The following is a 16,623-nucleotide window of genomic DNA, read 5'->3' on the forward strand; positions in this document are numbered from 1 at the left end:
GTCTAGGCTAGGCTAAGTGAATATGATTGTCATTTAAGATACGGCGGTGTGATGAGGGAGGAAGCGGAACTCGTGAGCGAAGCGCCTGCACCGGGACGAGCGGAGCTGGGGGACTCGGAGGTGCTCGCGGCGGTGGCCGCCGCCCTGGACGTCCCCCGTACGGAAGTGACCCTCGACGCGGACCCGTTCGAGCTCGGGCTCGACTCCCTGGGGCTCATCCGGCTCACGGCCGACTGGCGCCGTCAGGGCATCGGGGTCGGTTACGAGGAGCTCGCCGAGGCGGCGACGCTGGGGGAATGGGTGGCCATTCTGAGCGCCGCCCCGGCCACGCCGGCGTCGGAGAAGCCGGACGCTCCGCAGCCGACACGGGCTGACGTGCCCGAAGCGGACGCACAGGGGCGGGACTTGGCGCCCTCGGACGGGGCGTTCCCGCTTGCCGTCATGCAGCACGCCTACTGGATCGGACGCCAGGACGACCAGCCCCTCGGCGGCGTCGGAGCGCACTTCTACGCCGAACTCGACGGACGGGGCCTCGACCCCGAGCGCCTCGCCGCCGCCGTGACCGAGCTCCGCCGACGTCACGAGATGCTGCGGGTCACGGTGCTCGACGACGGTCGGCAGCGGATCCTCGCCGAGCCCGTACAACCGGCCATCACGGTCAACGACTTCACCGAGGAACCGGCCGACGGCTGCGCCGAGGCGCTCGACCGGCTGCGGGACCGCTACACCCACCGGCGCATGGACGTCGAGCGGGGTGAGGTGTTCGACGTCGCGCTCAGTCTGCTGCCCGACGACCGGACCCGCCTCCACATCGATCTCGACATGGTCGGCGCCGACGCCGCCAGCATGCGCGTCCTCCTGGCGGACCTCCAGCACCTCTACGACGATCCGGACACCCCGCTGCCGCACATCGGCCACAGCTACCGGGACTACCTGCGGGAGAGCCGGGCGCGCCGGAAGGACGACGTGGCCGCGGCCCGCGACTGGTGGCGCGAGCGGCTGGACGGACTGAGCGCCCCGCCTCGACTGCCCACGGTCGTCGACCCGCTCAGCCCGGAATCCGCCGCACCGCGGTACCACCGCACCGTTCGCCTGCACCACCACCTGACGGCCCCGCGCAAGCGCGTCCTGCTCGAGCGGGCCAGGCAGCACCGGGTGACCCCGACGGCGGTGCTGGCCGCCGCGTTCGCCGAGGTGCTCGCCGCCTGGAGCGCCGAGCCGCGGTTCCTGCTCAACCTCCCGCTGTTCGACCGGGATCTGGGCCGGCCCGGCACCGAACTGCTGATCGGTGACTTCAGCAGCTCCGTCCTGCTGGACATCGACCTCTCCACCGGGCGCCCGTTCGCCGACTCGGCCCGGGACATCCAGGCGGAGCTGCGCAGAACCATCGCGCGCGGATCGTACTCGGGCGTCGAGGTCCTGCGGGACCTCTCCCGCGCCGCGGGCGGCACGCCCGTCCTCGCGCCCGTCGTGTACACCAGCGCCCTCGGCCTCGGAGAGGTCTACGACCGCGCCGTGCGGGAGACCTTCGGCGAGCCGTCCTGGATCATCTCCCAGGGCCCCCAGGTGTGGCTGGACGCGCAGGTGACCGAGCTGGCCGACGGCCTCCTGCTCAACTGGGACGTCAGGGAGGAGCTGTTCGCGCCCGGCGTCCCCGCCGCGGCCTTCGACGCCTACCGGAACCTGCTGGAGACCCTGCTCGACGACGAGGACGCGTGGGCCCGTCCCGTGGGGGCGTTGCTGCCCGCCGAGCAGGCACGGGTCCGCGAGCGCGTCAACGACACCGACGCGCCCGCGGTGGCCGAGCGCCTGCACGAGGGGTTCCACCGGGCCGCGTCCGAGCAGCCCGAACGGGTGGCGCTGATCGACGAGACGGGCCGACCCCTCACGTACCGGGAACTGAGGGCCTGGGCCGGGCGCGTCACCGCGCTGCTCACCGACGCCGGTGTCCGGCGGGGCGACTCGGTCGCGGTACGCCTCACCAGGGGGGCCGGTCAGGTCGCGGCGGTACTCGGCGTGCTGGGTGCCGGCGCGACCTACGTCCCCGTCGGCGTCCACCAGCCCGCCGAGCGCGCGGCCCGCGTCCTGGAGGCCGCCGCGGTGACGGCGGTGCTGACCGACGTGCCCGACGCGGTGGAACCGCCCGCCCGCGCCGACGGCGGTTCGCCCCGCGTCCTCACCCTCGACGCGGCCGACGCCCTGCGGCCCGCGCCTCCCGTGCTGGACCAGCCCGTCTCGTCGGTCGCCTACACGATCTTCACCTCCGGGTCCACCGGCACCCCGAAGGGAGTGGACGTCTCCCACGGCGCCGCCATGAACACCCTCGCCGCGATCAACGCGCGCTTCGGGGTGCGGGCGTCCGACCGCGGACTGGCCCTTGCCGAGCTGGACTTCGACATGGCGGTCTACGACCTGTTCGGACCGCTGTCGGCGGGCGGCTCGGTCGTCCTGATCGACGAAGCGGCCCAACGCGACCCGCAGCACTGGATCCGGCTGCTGCGTGAGCACCGGATCACCCTCGTCAACTGCGTTCCCGCCCTGCTCGACATGACCCTCACCGCGGCCGAGGCCGACCCCGAGGGACTGGGCGACACGCTGCGGCTGGTCCTGCTCGGCGGTGACTGGGTGGGCATGGACCTCCCGGGACGCCTGCACGCCCTGGTACCCGGCGCGCGGTTCGTCGCGCTGGGCGGCATGACCGAGGCCGCGGTGCACTCGACGGTCTTCGAGGTCGACGAGGTCGACCCGGGCTGGGCTTCCATCCCCTGGGGCGTCCCGCTGCCCAACATGCGGGCCCGCGTCGTCGACGCCCGGGGCAGGGACTGCCCGGACTGGGTCGCGGGAGAGCTGTGGGTGAGCGGCGCCGGACTCGCCGAGGGCTACCGCGGCGACCCCGGCCGCACCGCCGAGAAGTTCGTCCCGCACGAGGGCAGACGCTGGTACCGGACGGGCGACCGCGCCCGGTACCGCTCCGACGGCGTACTGGAGTTCCTCGGCCGCGTGGACCACCAGATCAAGCTGCGCGGACACCGCATCGAACTCGGTGAGGTGGAAGCCGCGGCCACCGGCCGGCCCGACGTCTCCGGCTGCGTGGCCCTGGTGACCGGACAACCGGCGCAACTGGCCCTCGTAGCCGCCGGCACTCCCACGGAGAAGCCCACCGAGACCGAGCTGCGGGACAGTCTCACGCGGCGGCTCCCCGCCTACATGGTTCCCACCCGTATCGAGATCGTCGACGCCCTGCCCCTGACGGCCAACGGCAAGCCCGACCGCAAGAAGGCCGCGGCGCTGGTGGAGGCGGGAACGGCGGCCTCCGGACATGGACGCGGCGAGCCGCCCCTGGGCTGGGCGGAGACCACCCTGGCCCAGGTCTGGTCCGAACTCCTCGGCGCCTCCGGCATCGGACGCGACGACGACTTCTTCGCACTCGGCGGGGACTCCCTGCTGGCCACCCGAGTGATCGCCGCCCTGCGCACCCGCGATGTCGGAGGGGCGCGCGTCGCCCAGCTGTTCACCCGCCCCAGGCTGGCCGACTTCGCCGCGACCCTCACCCGCCAGGAACACCGTGCCACGACCCTGGGCACCGGCGACATCGCCAACCGGCACGAGTCGTTCCCGCCCACCGACGTGCAGCGCGCCTTCTGGATCGGCCGCGACGACCGACTGCCGCTCGGCGGCGTGGGCACCTACCACTACAGCGAGTTCGACGGCGTCGACGTCGACCTGGCCCGCGTCGAACGTGCCTGGCGGACGCTGATCCAGCGCCACGAGATGCTCCGCGCGGTCTTCGACCACGAAGGCCGGCAACGGATCCTGCGCGACGTGCCCCGCTTCACCATCCCGGTCACCGAGGTCGGCACGGAGGACGAGGCGCCCGCCGTGCTGACCGGCCTGCGCGCCGAGTCGTCCCACCGGCGCCTGGACCTCACCCGGTGGCCCCTCTTCGACATCCGGGCCGTGCGCTACCCGAGCGACGGCCGCACGCGGACCCGGCTGGCCGTCGGACTCGACTACATCGTCCTCGACGGCGCCTCCATCATGGCCCTCTACGCCGAACTGGACGCACTCCACGCCGATCCGGACACCGAACTGCCCGCCATCGACATCTCCTTCCGGGACTACGTCCTCGACGTCGTTCCCGAGAAGGACGACGTCGAGCGGGCCCGTGAGTACTGGCTGCGCAGGCTGGACGACCTGCCACCCGCCCCCGAACTCCCGCTCGCCGGCGACCCGGCCGCGCTGGCCCGCCCCCGGTTCACCCGCCGCAGCCGGCCGCTGGCGGCCGACCGGTGGGAGACGCTGCGAGAGCGCGCCCGGCAGCACGGGCTGACGCCCTCGGTGGTGCTGCTGATCTGCTACGTGGAGGTCCTGGCGGCCTGGAGCGACCAGGACGGGGTCACCGTCAACCTGACCCTGTTCAACCGGCTGCCGGTGCACCCCCACATCAACCGCCTGGTCGGCGACTTCACCTCGGTGTCGCTGATCGGCCACCGGCCCCGGCCCGGCGAGAGCTGGCTCGACGCCGCCCACCGGCTCCAGCGGGTCATGGGCGAGGACCTGGATCACCGGGAGGCGTCCGCGATCTGGCTCATGCAGGAACTCGCCCGGCGCACCGGCACGGTGGAGGCCGCCATGCCCGTGGTCTTCAGCAGCACCGTGGGCGTGGGCGACCGGGCGACCAAGGACCTGAGCGGGGCCTTCCCGGCCAAGGTCTTCGGCATCTCGCAGACGCCGCAGGTCATGCTCGACAACCAGGTGACGGAGTCCTCCGGCGGCATCCTGGTGAGCTGGGACGCCATCGAGGAGCTGTTCCGTCCCGGAGTGCTGGACGCCATGTTCGACTCCTACTGCCGCATGCTCGACAGGCTGGCCGACGAGGACTGGCAGCACGGTCCGCTCCCCGCCACGCTGCCGCCCGAGCAGAGGGAAACGCGGGAACGGATCACCGGCGCGCCCCGGCCCGTCCCCGCCGGCCTCCTGCACGAGGACGTGTTCCGGCGGGCCGAGGCCGAACCGGACCGTACGGCGCTCCTCATGCCGGACGGCGACACCCTCACGTACGGCCAACTCGCGGAGCGGGCCGCCCTGATGGCGGGAGGGCTGGCCCAGCACGGTGTCCGCCCCGGTGACACGGTGGCGCTCCTGCTGCCCGGCGGAACCGACCGGATCGTCGCGGCCCTCGGAACCCTGGCCGCGGGCGCCGCCCACCTGCCGCTGCGGCCCGCGATGGACGCCGACGACGCGGCGGAGCACTGCAAGGAGGCGGGGGCCACCCTCGTCGTCACCGGAACGCCCGGCGCCGACATCGGCGGCGTACGCACGGTCACCGTCTCCGACGTCATCGCGTCAGCCACACCGGCCGAACCGTTCCGCGGTGACCCCGGCACCCCCGCTCACGTCCGCCTCACCGACCACGGCCCCCTGACCCTCAGCCACGCGGCTCTCCAGAGCACGCTGACAGACATCCGGGCCCGGTACTCGGTGCACGAGGGGGACCGGGGGATCGCCCTGTCCGAACCGGACACGGCACGCTCCCTGTTCGACGTCTTCGGGCTGCTCGGTACCGGCGCGACACTTGTCCTGCCCGGCAGCGCCGAACGTGCCGACATCGCGGCGCTCGCGCGGCTCGCGGTCCGGCACGACGTCACGGTGTGGAACAGCACCCCGTTCCTGCTGGACCGGCTCCTCACCGAGGCGGAATCGCGGACGGCCGAAGCCCGCGTTCCCGCCCGGCTGCGCCTGGCGATGGTCTCGGGCGGACGGGTCGGCCACGACCTGCCCCGCCGACTGCGCGACCTGGCTGGCCGGGGATGCCGGTTCGTCTCGCTCAGCACCGTGCCCGGCACGGCCCTGTGGGCCGGCGCACACGAGCCGCCCGCAGCGGCTCCCGCCGACGCGACGCCCATGCCGTCAGGGCCGCCGCTCGCCGGCCGACGGCACCGTGTGGTCGACACCGCCGGGCGGGACCGCCCGGACTGGGTCGGCGGCGAACTGTGGGTCAGCGACGAGGGGATCACCGAGCGGGCCGGGGACGCACATCTCAGCCGGATCGTCGAACAGGACGGGACACGCTGGTACCGCACCGGGAGCCGGGCGCGTCACCGGCCGGACGGAACACTCGACCTGATCGGACGCTCCGGGCGACCGATCCGGATCGGCGGCCGGCGCGTCGAACCGGACGAGGTCGAGACGGCCCTCGAGACGCACCCGGGAATCGCCCGCGCGGTGGTCCTCGTCACCGGAGCCGAGGACGACCGCAGACTGCACGCGGTGATCGTCCCGGCGGGCGAGCGGCCCACGGGCATCCCCGAGCACCTGGAGGGACTCCTCCCGGCGCACGCCACACCCGGCCGCTTCACCTACGTCGACACGCTCGCCCAACTGCCCGTCGCCGACGACGGGGACATCGACCGGACCGCGCTCGCGGCCTCGGTGGCCGCCTCGCAGGACGAGGCCGGGGGACCGCCGAGGGGCGGGACCGAGAGCCGTATCGCGGCCATCTGGTCCGGCCTTCTCGGCACCGGAGCACCTGACCGCAACGCCAACTTCTTCAGCGAGGGCGGCGACAGCCTCACCGCCCTGCGCCTCGTCGGAGCCGTCAACGAGGACTTCGGCACCGACGTACCCGTACGGGCCTTCCTGGCGGCATCGACCCTGGCGGACCTGGCAGCGCGCATCGACAGCACGCGGGTCACTGATGAGTCCGAAGAGACTGGAGAGATATGAAAGCGCAGGACATCGTCGCGGACCTGGAGCGGCACGGCATCCGGCTCTGGGAGGAGGACGGCAAGCTGCGCTTCCGCGCCCCCCAGGGGGCGCTCACCGAGGAGCGGCGCGCGCTGCTGCGCTCGCGCCGTGAGGACGTGCTGGCCCACCTGTCCGAACGGGCGCAGGCCACCCGCCTGGTCCCCGAACCCGACGCCGCACACCAGCCGTTCCCGCTGACCGACATCCAGGGCGCGTACCTGGTCGGCCGCGGCAGCGCCTACGGCTACGGCGGCGTCGCCTGCCACGTCTACACCGAACTCGCCTACCCCGCCGACACCGATCCCGACCGGCTCGACGAGGCCTGGTGGGCGATCGTGGAACGACACGACATGCTGCGGGCCGTCGTGCACCCGGACGGCTTCCAGGAGGTGCTGCCCGGCATCCCCAGGACCCCCATTCCCGTCGAGGACATGAGGGGAGCCCCGGCGGCGGACGTGGAACGCCGAGTGGCGGACGTCCGGGACGAACTGGCCGCACGGGTACCGCCCACCGACCGGCCGCCGCTCTTCGAGCTCCGGATGACCCGCTGCGACGACGCACTGCTGCTGCACCTGTCCATCGACCAGCTCGTCGTGGACTACGCCAGCCTCCTGATCGTCCTCGCGGAGCTGGAGGACGTGTACCACGGCCGGCGACTGACACCGCTGAACGCACGGTTCCGCGACTATGTGCTGGCGCGCCGCCGACAGACGCTCACCAGTGAGTACAACCGGCACCGCGACTACTGGCTGCGGCGCCTCCCCGACCTGCCCGGCCCTCCGGAGCTGCCGCTCGCCGCCGACACCGGAGCCCTCGGCCCCTTCCGCCGGTACGAGACCGTGATGAGCGCCGAGCAGCGGGCCGCCTTCGAGGCCAACGCCGCGGCGCTGGGCATCCCCATGTCCGCCGCGGCCCTGACCGCCTTCGCCGAAGTGATCGGCCGGTGGAGCCGCAACCAGGAGTTCATGCTCAACCTCCCCACCTTCACCCGGCTCCCGCTGCACGAGGACGTCGACCGGCTGGTGGGCGACTTCACCTCCGTCGAACTGCTCGCCGTGGACCTGCGGGAGCGGCAGGCCTTCGCCGACCGCGTCCGCACCGTGAGCTCGAACCTGCTGGAGGACCTGGCCCACTCGCTGTTCACGGGCAGCCAGGTGCTGACCGAGATGGCCCGGCTCCGCGAGGCTCGGACCCTCCTCATGCCGGTCGTGTTCACCAGCACCCTCGGCTCCGCCACCATGCGGCAGCCGGAGGCCGTGGTCCGGCACGCCCAGACCCAGACGCCGCAGGTCTGGATCGACTGCCAGGTGATGGAGCGCGGCGACGGCCTCGCGCTGAGCTGGGACGTACGGGAGGGCGTCCTCGCCGAGGGCACCGCCGACGACCTGTTCAGCGCCTTCACCGCCCTCATGCACCGCCTGGCCCGGGACCCCGGCAGCTGGTCCGTACCCGCGGAGATCGACCTCCCCGAGCACACCCGTGCCGTGCGCGCACAGGTGAACGACACCGGTGCCCCGGTTCCCCGGGCCCTGCTGCACGAGGCCGTGCTCGACGCCGCACGCCGTACCCCGGACCGCGTGGCCGTCCACGACCAGGACCGCGAGGTCACCTACCGCGAGCTGGTCGCGCGGGCCACCGGCGTCGCCCGGGCCCTGACGACGAGAGGCGTCACCCCCGGTCAGATCGTGGCGATCACGATGGACAAGGGCTGGGAGCAGGCGGCCGGCGTCCTCGGCGCGCTCATGGCCGGTGCCGCCTACCTGCCGCTGGACACCACGCAGCCGCCCCGGCGCCGCGACGCGATCCTGGCCGACGCCGACGCGCGGGCCGTCCTCACCCAGTCCTGGCTGGCCGACGGCGACCGGCCCGAAGGCATCCCGGTCATCGCGGTGGACGTCCTCCCCGACAGCGAGGCCGCCGCCCCCGAGGCGCAGACCGACCCCGACTCCCTGGCCTACGTCATCTACACCTCGGGCTCGACGGGCGCGCCGAAGGGCGTGATGATCAGCCACGCCGCCGCGCTCAACACCGTCGTCGACATCAACCGCCGGTTCGCGGTCACGGCGGACGACCGCGTCTTCGCCCTGGCCCAGCTCGGCTTCGACCTGTCCGTCTACGACCTGTTCGGCCCGCTGTCCGTGGGCGCGACCGTGGTGATGCCCCACCCCGAACGCCGGGGCGACCCCTCCAGCTGGGCCGAGACGGTCGGGCGGGAGAACGTCACCGTCTGGAACTCGGTGCCCGGGCAGCTCCAGATGCTCCACGACTACCTGCGCTCCGACGACCCGCCGCTGCCCTCCATCCGGCTCATGATGCTCTCCGGGGACTGGATCCCCGTCACCCTCCCGGACGCGGTCCGGCGCTGGGCCCCCGCCGCCGAGGTGCACAGTCTGGGCGGCGCCACCGAGGCATCCATCTGGTCCATCCACCACCCGGTCTCCGCCACCGACCGCTCCCGGCGCAGCATCCCGTACGGCAAGCCCCTCGCCAACCAGACCTTCCACGTCCTCGACGCCGCCCTGCGGCCCCGCCCGGACCTCGTCACCGGCGACCTCTACATCGGCGGGATCGGCCTGGCCCAGGGCTACTTCGGCGACGCGGAGCGCACCGCGGCGGCGTTCGTCCAGCACCCGGTCACCGGCGAGCGGCTCTACCGCACCGGCGACCTCGGGCGCTACCACCCGGACGGCGTCATCGAGTTCCAGGGCCGGGCGGACACCCAGGTGAAGATCCGCGGCTACCGGATCGAACTCGGTGAGATCCAGGCGGCCGTCGAATCCCTCCCCTCCGTCGGCGCGGCGGCCGTCGTCGTGGCCGGTGGTCGCGGCGACGCCGGCCGGACGACCCCCCGTACGCTCGCCGCCTTCGTCGAACCCGCCCACCTCGGCGAACCGCTGCCGGTGCCGGCCCCGCTCCTGGCCGCCTTCGAGCAGGCCATGCGGGACGCGGCCAAGAGCGTCGACCTGTCCGCCCTCACGGCCTTCCGCACGGCGCTGGACGCCGCCGCGCTGTCCGCCATGTGCGACACGCTCGCGCCCGCGTTCGTCGGCTCGGAAGAGCCCCGGACCGCCGACCGGATCTGCGAGGCACTGGAGGTCGACCCGGCGCACCACCGTCTGGTCCGCCGCTGGCTGCGCGGACTGGTGGCGGCGGGCAGGCTCAAGGAGGACGCCGGCGGCTACCGGGACCTGACCGTCCCCGCCCCCGGCGCCACCGAGCAGGCGTGGGAGGACGCGGCCGCACGCGAACGGGAGGCGGAGTGGAGCCCCGAGCTGTTCGCCATGGTCCGCGACTGCGCCCGCATCCTGCCGTCCCTGCTCACCGGCCGGGCCGACCCGGTGGACCTGCCGTTCGCCGGTGCCTCGGCCGACGCGCTCGACGCCGCCTACAAGAGCAACCCCGCGGCCCACGCGCTGCACCGGGTGCTCGTGGCCGGCGTCACGGAGATGGCCCGTCACCACCCGCAGGGCACCCCCCTGCGCGTGATGGAGGTCGGCCTGCGCGGCGGCGGCGCCGTGACCGAGCTCGTGCCCGCCCTGGGAGACACCGCCTTCGACTACCTGGCCACCGATCCGTCCCCCCGGCACCGCTCCCGGGTCGAACAGCGCTTCGCGGACGACCCGCGGGTCCGGTGCGCCTCCTTCGACCCCTCGGAGGACCCCCGTGAGCAGGGCTTCCTGCCCCACTCCGTGGATGTGCTGATCTGCGTCGGCGTGCTGGACAACATCCCGGACGCCGAGGTGGCCCTCGCCCGGCTGGCGTCACTGGTCACGGCGGGCGGCTGGCTCGTCCTGCTCCAGAACGCGGGCGACGACGACCACGCCCTGCGGATCTCCACCGAGTTCCTCCCCGAGCACGCGGGACCGTTCACCGACGTCCGCGCGGCGAACGAGCAGTCGTTCCTCACCGCCGGCCAGTGGACCGCCCTGCTCGGTGAGCAGGACGGCCGTATCGCCGCCGAGTTCCCCGCCGGGCCGGAGGAGGCCGCCGCCTACGGGCAGCGGCTGTACTTCGCGCGGCCCAAGCCGACCCGGGCACCGGTCGCGGTGACGGAACTGAGCGACGGCTGCGCGGAACTGCTGCCCGAGTACTCGGTGCCGACCCGGTGGCAGATACTCGATCAGCTGCCGAAGACCGCGAACGGCAAACTGGACCGCGCCAAGCTAGAGACCTGGGCCGAGCAGACCGACCGGCAGGCCGACGCACCCGCCTCCAGCCGGCCCCGGGACGAACTGGAACGGGCCATCGCGGCCCTGTGGGCCGAACTGCTGGAGCTGGACGAGGTCGGCCGCGACGACGACCTGTTCGACCTCGGCGGGGACTCCCTGCTCGTGGCACGCATCGTCGGCAGGCTCAGGGACGGACTCGACGGCCTGGACGGCCTCGAATGGGACCTGGAGTGGGAGGTCGTCCTCCGGCACCTGCTGCGCCGGCCCACCGTCGCCGGACTCGCCGACTACCTGCGTGACGTCTCGGCGGACCAGCAGAGCGAGGGCAGCGAGGCATCCCCGATCGTCACGCTGGTGGAGACATCCCCGTCGCGGCCGGTGACCGTCCTGGTGCACGCCGGCACCGGCACGCTCCTTCCCTACCGGCCGCTCATCACCGAGATCCGCAACAGGACGGCCGGCCGCAACGGACTGGTCGGCCTGGAGATCCCGGAGCTGGACGCGTTCCTCAACGCCGACCCGAACGGACTGATCGACCGCCTCGCCGCACGGTACGTGCGCGCCCTGCTCGACGCCGGACACACGTCCTTCGACGTCGTCGGCTACTGCGTGGGCGGTGTCATCGCCACCGAGGTGGCGCGCGGCCTGGCGGAGGCCGGCGCGGAGGTACGCAGCCTCACCGTCATCAGCAGTCACAGCCCGACCTTCCGGATCGACGACGAACTGCTCTCCGAGTACTCGTTCTCCCTGATGATGGGCATGGACCACGCCCACATCGGGTTCCCGGCCGACTCCGACCGGGTGGGCGCCGCGGTCGGCGCCGTACTCGACCGCTCGCCCGACGCGATCGTCGACGGAGCGCTCGCCGACCTCGACGGGGAGTACGCGGACATCGCCGAGGCGTTCACGAACCTCGAGTCGCTGCCGCGCATGGCCCGCGTCACCCGGATGTGCGAGGCACTGCCTCCCGCCCTGGAGGGCACCTACCAGCCCGAGGGACTGCTGCGCGCGCTGCGCACCTACCAGCAGAGCACCTACGCGCTGAGCCGGCACCGCGCCGAACCGTACGCGGGCGACATCACCTTCCTGCGGCACAACGGCGCGTACCCCTTCCCCGGCAGCGCGGACACCATCACCGACCACTGGGCGAAGATCTGCCTCGGCGACCTGGAGAGCCGCGAGATCCCGGGTGAGCACTTCACCTGCATGACCGGCGACAACGTGCCGACCGTCTTCGGCCATCTGCGGGAGATCATCGAAGGGATGGAAGCGTGATCGGCATTCTGGGAGCGTCCGGGGCGGTGGGCCACCACGCCGTCGCCGCCCTGGCGCGAGCGGGCGACGGGCCACTGCGGCTGGGCGCCCGCAGGCCCGAGGCGATCCGCGTGGAGCCGGACCGGGCCGACGTGGAGACCCGCGCGGTGGACGCGCTGGACTCCGCCTCGCTCGCCGCGTTCTGCAAGGGCTGCCGCGTGGTCGTGAACTGCGCCGGGCCCAGCTACGCGCTGAAGGACACGGTGGCCCGGGCCGCCCTCGCGGCGGGCGCCGACTACGTCGACGTCCTCGGCGACGACCCGGTGCACGAGGCGCTGACCGCCACCGGCGCGGTGCCGGCCGGTCGTACCGTCGTGCTGTCCGCCGGCACCGTGCCCGGCCTCTCCCTCCTGATCCACCGGCGGCTGACGGAACTGGCCGAGCGGGACGCCACCCGTGCGACGCGCCTGGTCGCCTACGCCGGTGGACTGGAACGCGCCACCGCGACCGTCGCCGCCGACATCCTGCTCTCGCTGGATGTCGGCGGCGCGGGCGGCGAGCCCTACGGGCATCCGCTGGCCGCCTGGCGCAACGGCCGGCGTGTTCCGCGCGCGTTGCGCGTGGACGAGAACGCCGAGGTGCCGCACTACCCGCAACGCGTCGCCGTGCAGCCGCTGCTGACGGCGGAGACGGAACGCGGCGCGCGCGCCACCGGCCTGGCCGAGGCCGAGTGGTACAACGTCTTCCCGGGCAGCCAGGTGCGCGCCCTGTTCACCACGCTTCCGACCCTGCCCGTCGACACGCCCGAGCAGCGGGAGGAACTGGTCCGGCGCATCATCCGGGCGGGCGAGATCGACCTGGCGGGCGCCGAGCCCTACTACCGCCTGGTGCTCACCCTGTCGGGCCCGGACCGGCGCCGCACCGCCGTCGTGCGCACGGACGACAGCTACCGGCTGACGGCGGCCGTCGCCGCGCACACCGTCCGCGCCCTCGGGACCGGCCGTGTCCCGCCCGGTCTGCACTTCGCGGGAGACGTCCTGGATCCCGCCGGGGCGATCGACGAGCTGACCCGCACCGGGGCGGCGGACTTCTCGGTCTACGAAGGCGAAGTCCACACCGGCGAGCGGGCGGGCGACGACTTCGAGGACGGTGAGCTGTGAACGCCTCCCCCTCCCGGCCGCTGCGGACGGTGGTGGCCGGCACCAACTTCGGCCGGTTCTACATCGATGCCGTACGCGCGCACCCGGACTTCGAACTGGCGGGCATCCTCGCCAAGGGGAGCAGCCAGTCCCGGGAGACCGCCGAGCGGCTCGGCGTGCCCTGCCACACCGGTGTCGAGGAGCTGCCGGACGACATCGACGTGGCCTGCGTCGTCGTCCCGTCGGCCGTGATGGGAGGGTCCGGGACCGAACTGAGCCAGGCGCTCCTGCACCGGGGGGTGCATGTGCTCCAGGAGCATCCCCTGCATCCGGACGAGCTGTCGGACACCCTGCGCATCGCCAGGAAACGCAAACTCCAGTACCGAGTCAACACCCATTACGTCCACGTGCAGCCCGTACGCGTCTTCCTCGAAGCGGCACGTCAACTCCGGGAACAGCAACGGGTGTTGTACGTCGACGCGGCGGCCCCGGTGCACGTACTGGCCCCCTTGGTCGACATCCTGGGCCGGGCGCTCGGCGGCCTGCGCCCGTGGCACCTCGGAGACGTCACGGCCGTCGGGGGCGAGGTGCTCGCCGCGTCCGACGGACGGGTGCCGGTGCGGACGCTGCACGGCGCCCTGGCCGGAGCGCCTCTGACGCTGCGTGTGCAGAACCAGATCCATCCGGGGGACCGGGACAACCACGCGCTCTTCTGGCACCGCGTGGCCATCGCCACCGAGGGCGGTGTGCTGACGCTCGCGGACACCCACGGACCGGTGCTCTGGCACCCCCGGATGCACTCGCCGCGCGACGACGGGCACCGGCTCGTCTTCCGGTCCGGCCCCGGCGCGGAGTGGCTGAGGCTGCCGACGCACTCCGTCGTCGGCGATCCCGCGCAGGAGCCGCACAGCTTCGACGGGGTCTTCTCCGACCTGTGGCCGTCGGCGGTGACCGACGCGCTCAGCGCGTTGCGCGACGCGATCGGGGAGGGCGCGGACGTCCTGCGTACCGCGCAGCACGACCTGGCCGTCTTCCATGTCTGGCGGGAGCTGATGGCCCGCCTCGGTCCTCCCGAACTGATCCGCCCGCCCGCGCCCACTCCGCTGGCCGTGGCCGACCTGACCGTCACCGGCGGTCCGGTGCAGGGCGGCACGTCACCCGCGCCGGCCGTGCGGGAGTCCGCCGGTGCCGAGGGCGACGCCCCCGGCACCGGGTACACCCAGCCCGCCGAGTTCTTCGACCTCGGGGCCCGGGAGCACACGGACCGGACCGGCCCCGCGGTGGTCGCCTCACTCGCCGGCATCGACCCGAAAGCCGGTCCGCTGCTGGACATCGGCGCGGGAAGCGGTCTGGTGACCCGTCACATGGCCGCCGCCTACCCGGACTGCCGGATCGTCGCGGCCGAGCCCTCGCCCGGTATGCGCGCCATCCTCACCAGCCGGCTCGCGGAGGACCCCGGGATGGGGGAGCGGGTGACGGTCCTGCCCGACGCCGCGAACGACCTCGTCCTGCCCGACCGGATCTGCGGCGCGGTCGCCTGCGGGATGCTCGGGCACCTGGAACCGGAACGGCGCCGTGCGCTGCTGCGGGACCTGGCCGACCGTCTCGCGCCCGGCGCTCCGCTCGTCGTCGAACTCATGGGGCTGTACACACCGGTGTCGATGCGGGCGACCCGGTTGCGCCAGGCCACGCTCGGCGGCTTGCGCTACGAGTGGTGGATGGCCGGCGAGCCCGCCGGTGAGGAGCTGATGCGCCTGGAGACGACCTGGCGTGTGTTCGACGGGACACGAGTGGTGCGGGAGGTACGGGACGCGTACCACTGGCACACGGTGACCCTGGAACGGATCGCGGAGGAGGCGGGACTGGCCCTCGAGGCACCGCCGGCGCCCCATGGGGCGGCCGTTCCGCACCTGGGTGTGCTGCGGGGTGCGGAACGGCCGGTGGTCACCAGGTGACGAGTACCTGTTCCGGCCCGAAGGCGATCCCTTCGTGCCGGAACCGGACCGCGTGCAGGGGAGCCGCCGCGCGGAGCGTCGGAATACGGTCCAGGAGGGTGCTGAGGGCGGTCACCAGTTCCAGGCGGGCAATATTCTGTCCGACACACTGGTGAATGCCGTAACTGAATGCGACATGCTGTTTTCCTGCCCGCTCGAAATCAATCTTCTCGGGCGCGTCGAAGATGCTCTCGTCGTGATTTGCTGCAGCCAAGAGCGGAATTATTCCATCGCCTTTTGCAATCACGTGCTCTCCGAAATGAATGTCCTCGGTGGCGGTACGCAGGGCGATGGAGTCGCCGACCGAGAGAACGCGGAGGAGTTCTTCGACGGCGGCCGGAAACCTGGTGTGGTCCGCCCGCAGTTCCGCGATCAGGTCCGGGTTCTCCAGCAGTGCCAGCACGCTCAGGGCGATCTGGTTCGTCGTGGTCTCCCAGCCGGCCACGACGAGGATCGCGATGGTCGTGATCAGCTCCTCCCGGCTCACCTCGCCCGTCCGCAGCCGCTCGGCTATCAGCCTGCTGAGCAGGTCGTCGCCGAGGTTCGTCTCGCGTTCCGCGATGATCCCGTCCATCACGGCGGACAGGGCGCCGATGCCCTCCGCCGCGCCCTCCGCGGTGCTGGCGCCGCCGCCGAAGACCTGGGAGCCCAGGGTTCCCGTGACGCGCCGGAACCAGGGATCGGCGCGTCGTACTCCGATGAGCTCGCACATGACCGTGCTGGACACGGTGTGGGCGAAGTGGGTGACCAGGTCGACCGGCGGGCCGCCGGCGAGCAGTTCGTCGATGCGCTCGTCGACGACGCGCTGGATGTCCCTGCGCATGCGGCGCGCCTTGCGGACGGTCATCTCGGCGAGCAGCATCCGCCGGAACCGCGTGTGCTCGGGTGGATCCATCCTGATGAACGGCCTAGTCCTGGCGCCCACCTCCTGCTCGCCGTCGACGAGCGCCGGGAAGTTCGGGTGGCGGATGTCGGCGCTGACCCGGGGGTCGGCCAGTACCGCACGGACCTCCTGGTAGCCCGTCACGATCCAGGCCTGACGGCCGGTCGGCAGGGTCACCCGGGACACCGGACCCCGGGCGCGGAGTTCCGCGTACTCCTCCGGTGGGGCGAACGGGCACCCGCGGACCATCGGAAAGGAGCGGGAAGCGGCGCCGGCCGCATCGGTTTCAGTCATGGCTGTCAAATCCTTCGTACGGCGACATCGGCATCCTAACCACCGTCATCATCGGTTGCTACAGAAAAGTAACGCATTTACTTGAACATATTTCAGAAAGGCTGGACGGGATCTGGGATTGATGATGGACTGGCTCGGGCGGT

The 16,623-nt window shown here is 72.7% G+C and carries 5 protein-coding genes; 4 read left to right on the top strand and 1 reads right to left on the bottom strand.

Annotated features, from left to right (window positions below):
* Positions 1–72: 72 nt before the first annotated feature.
* The 4 genes from ACZ470_RS15690 to ACZ470_RS15705 are packed head-to-tail and all read left to right on the top strand — an operon-like array spanning position 73 to position 15,264.
* Complete coding sequence (locus ACZ470_RS15690) at positions 73–6,726, top strand: amino acid adenylation domain-containing protein (RefSeq protein ID WP_468427445.1); 6,654 nt, start codon at positions 73–75, stop codon at positions 6,724–6,726.
* The gene (locus ACZ470_RS15695; protein WP_468427447.1) at positions 6,723–12,191 is read left to right on the top strand and encodes a non-ribosomal peptide synthetase; all 5,469 of its coding nucleotides are present in this window, start codon (positions 6,723–6,725) and stop codon (positions 12,189–12,191) included. Before ACZ470_RS15690 ends, ACZ470_RS15695 begins: the two co-directional genes overlap by 4 nt.
* A complete protein-coding gene (locus ACZ470_RS15700) occupies positions 12,188–13,330 on the top strand; it encodes a saccharopine dehydrogenase NADP-binding domain-containing protein (protein ID WP_468427449.1) in 1,143 nt (380 codons plus the stop codon). Before ACZ470_RS15695 ends, ACZ470_RS15700 begins: the two co-directional genes overlap by 4 nt.
* Positions 13,327–15,264, top strand: coding sequence for a Gfo/Idh/MocA family oxidoreductase (locus ACZ470_RS15705; RefSeq protein WP_468427451.1), 1,938 nt, complete (start codon positions 13,327–13,329; stop codon positions 15,262–15,264). Before ACZ470_RS15700 ends, ACZ470_RS15705 begins: the two co-directional genes overlap by 4 nt.
* Here ACZ470_RS15705 and ACZ470_RS15710 read toward each other — a convergent pair.
* Positions 15,254–16,480, bottom strand: coding sequence for a cytochrome P450 (locus ACZ470_RS15710; RefSeq protein ID WP_468427453.1), 1,227 nt, complete (start codon positions 16,478–16,480; stop codon positions 15,254–15,256). The genes ACZ470_RS15705 and ACZ470_RS15710 overlap by 11 nt on opposite strands.
* Between the last annotated feature and the right edge of the window lie 143 nt (positions 16,481–16,623).

The sequence above is a fragment of the Streptomyces sp. NPDC031111 genome (genome assembly GCF_055570675.1).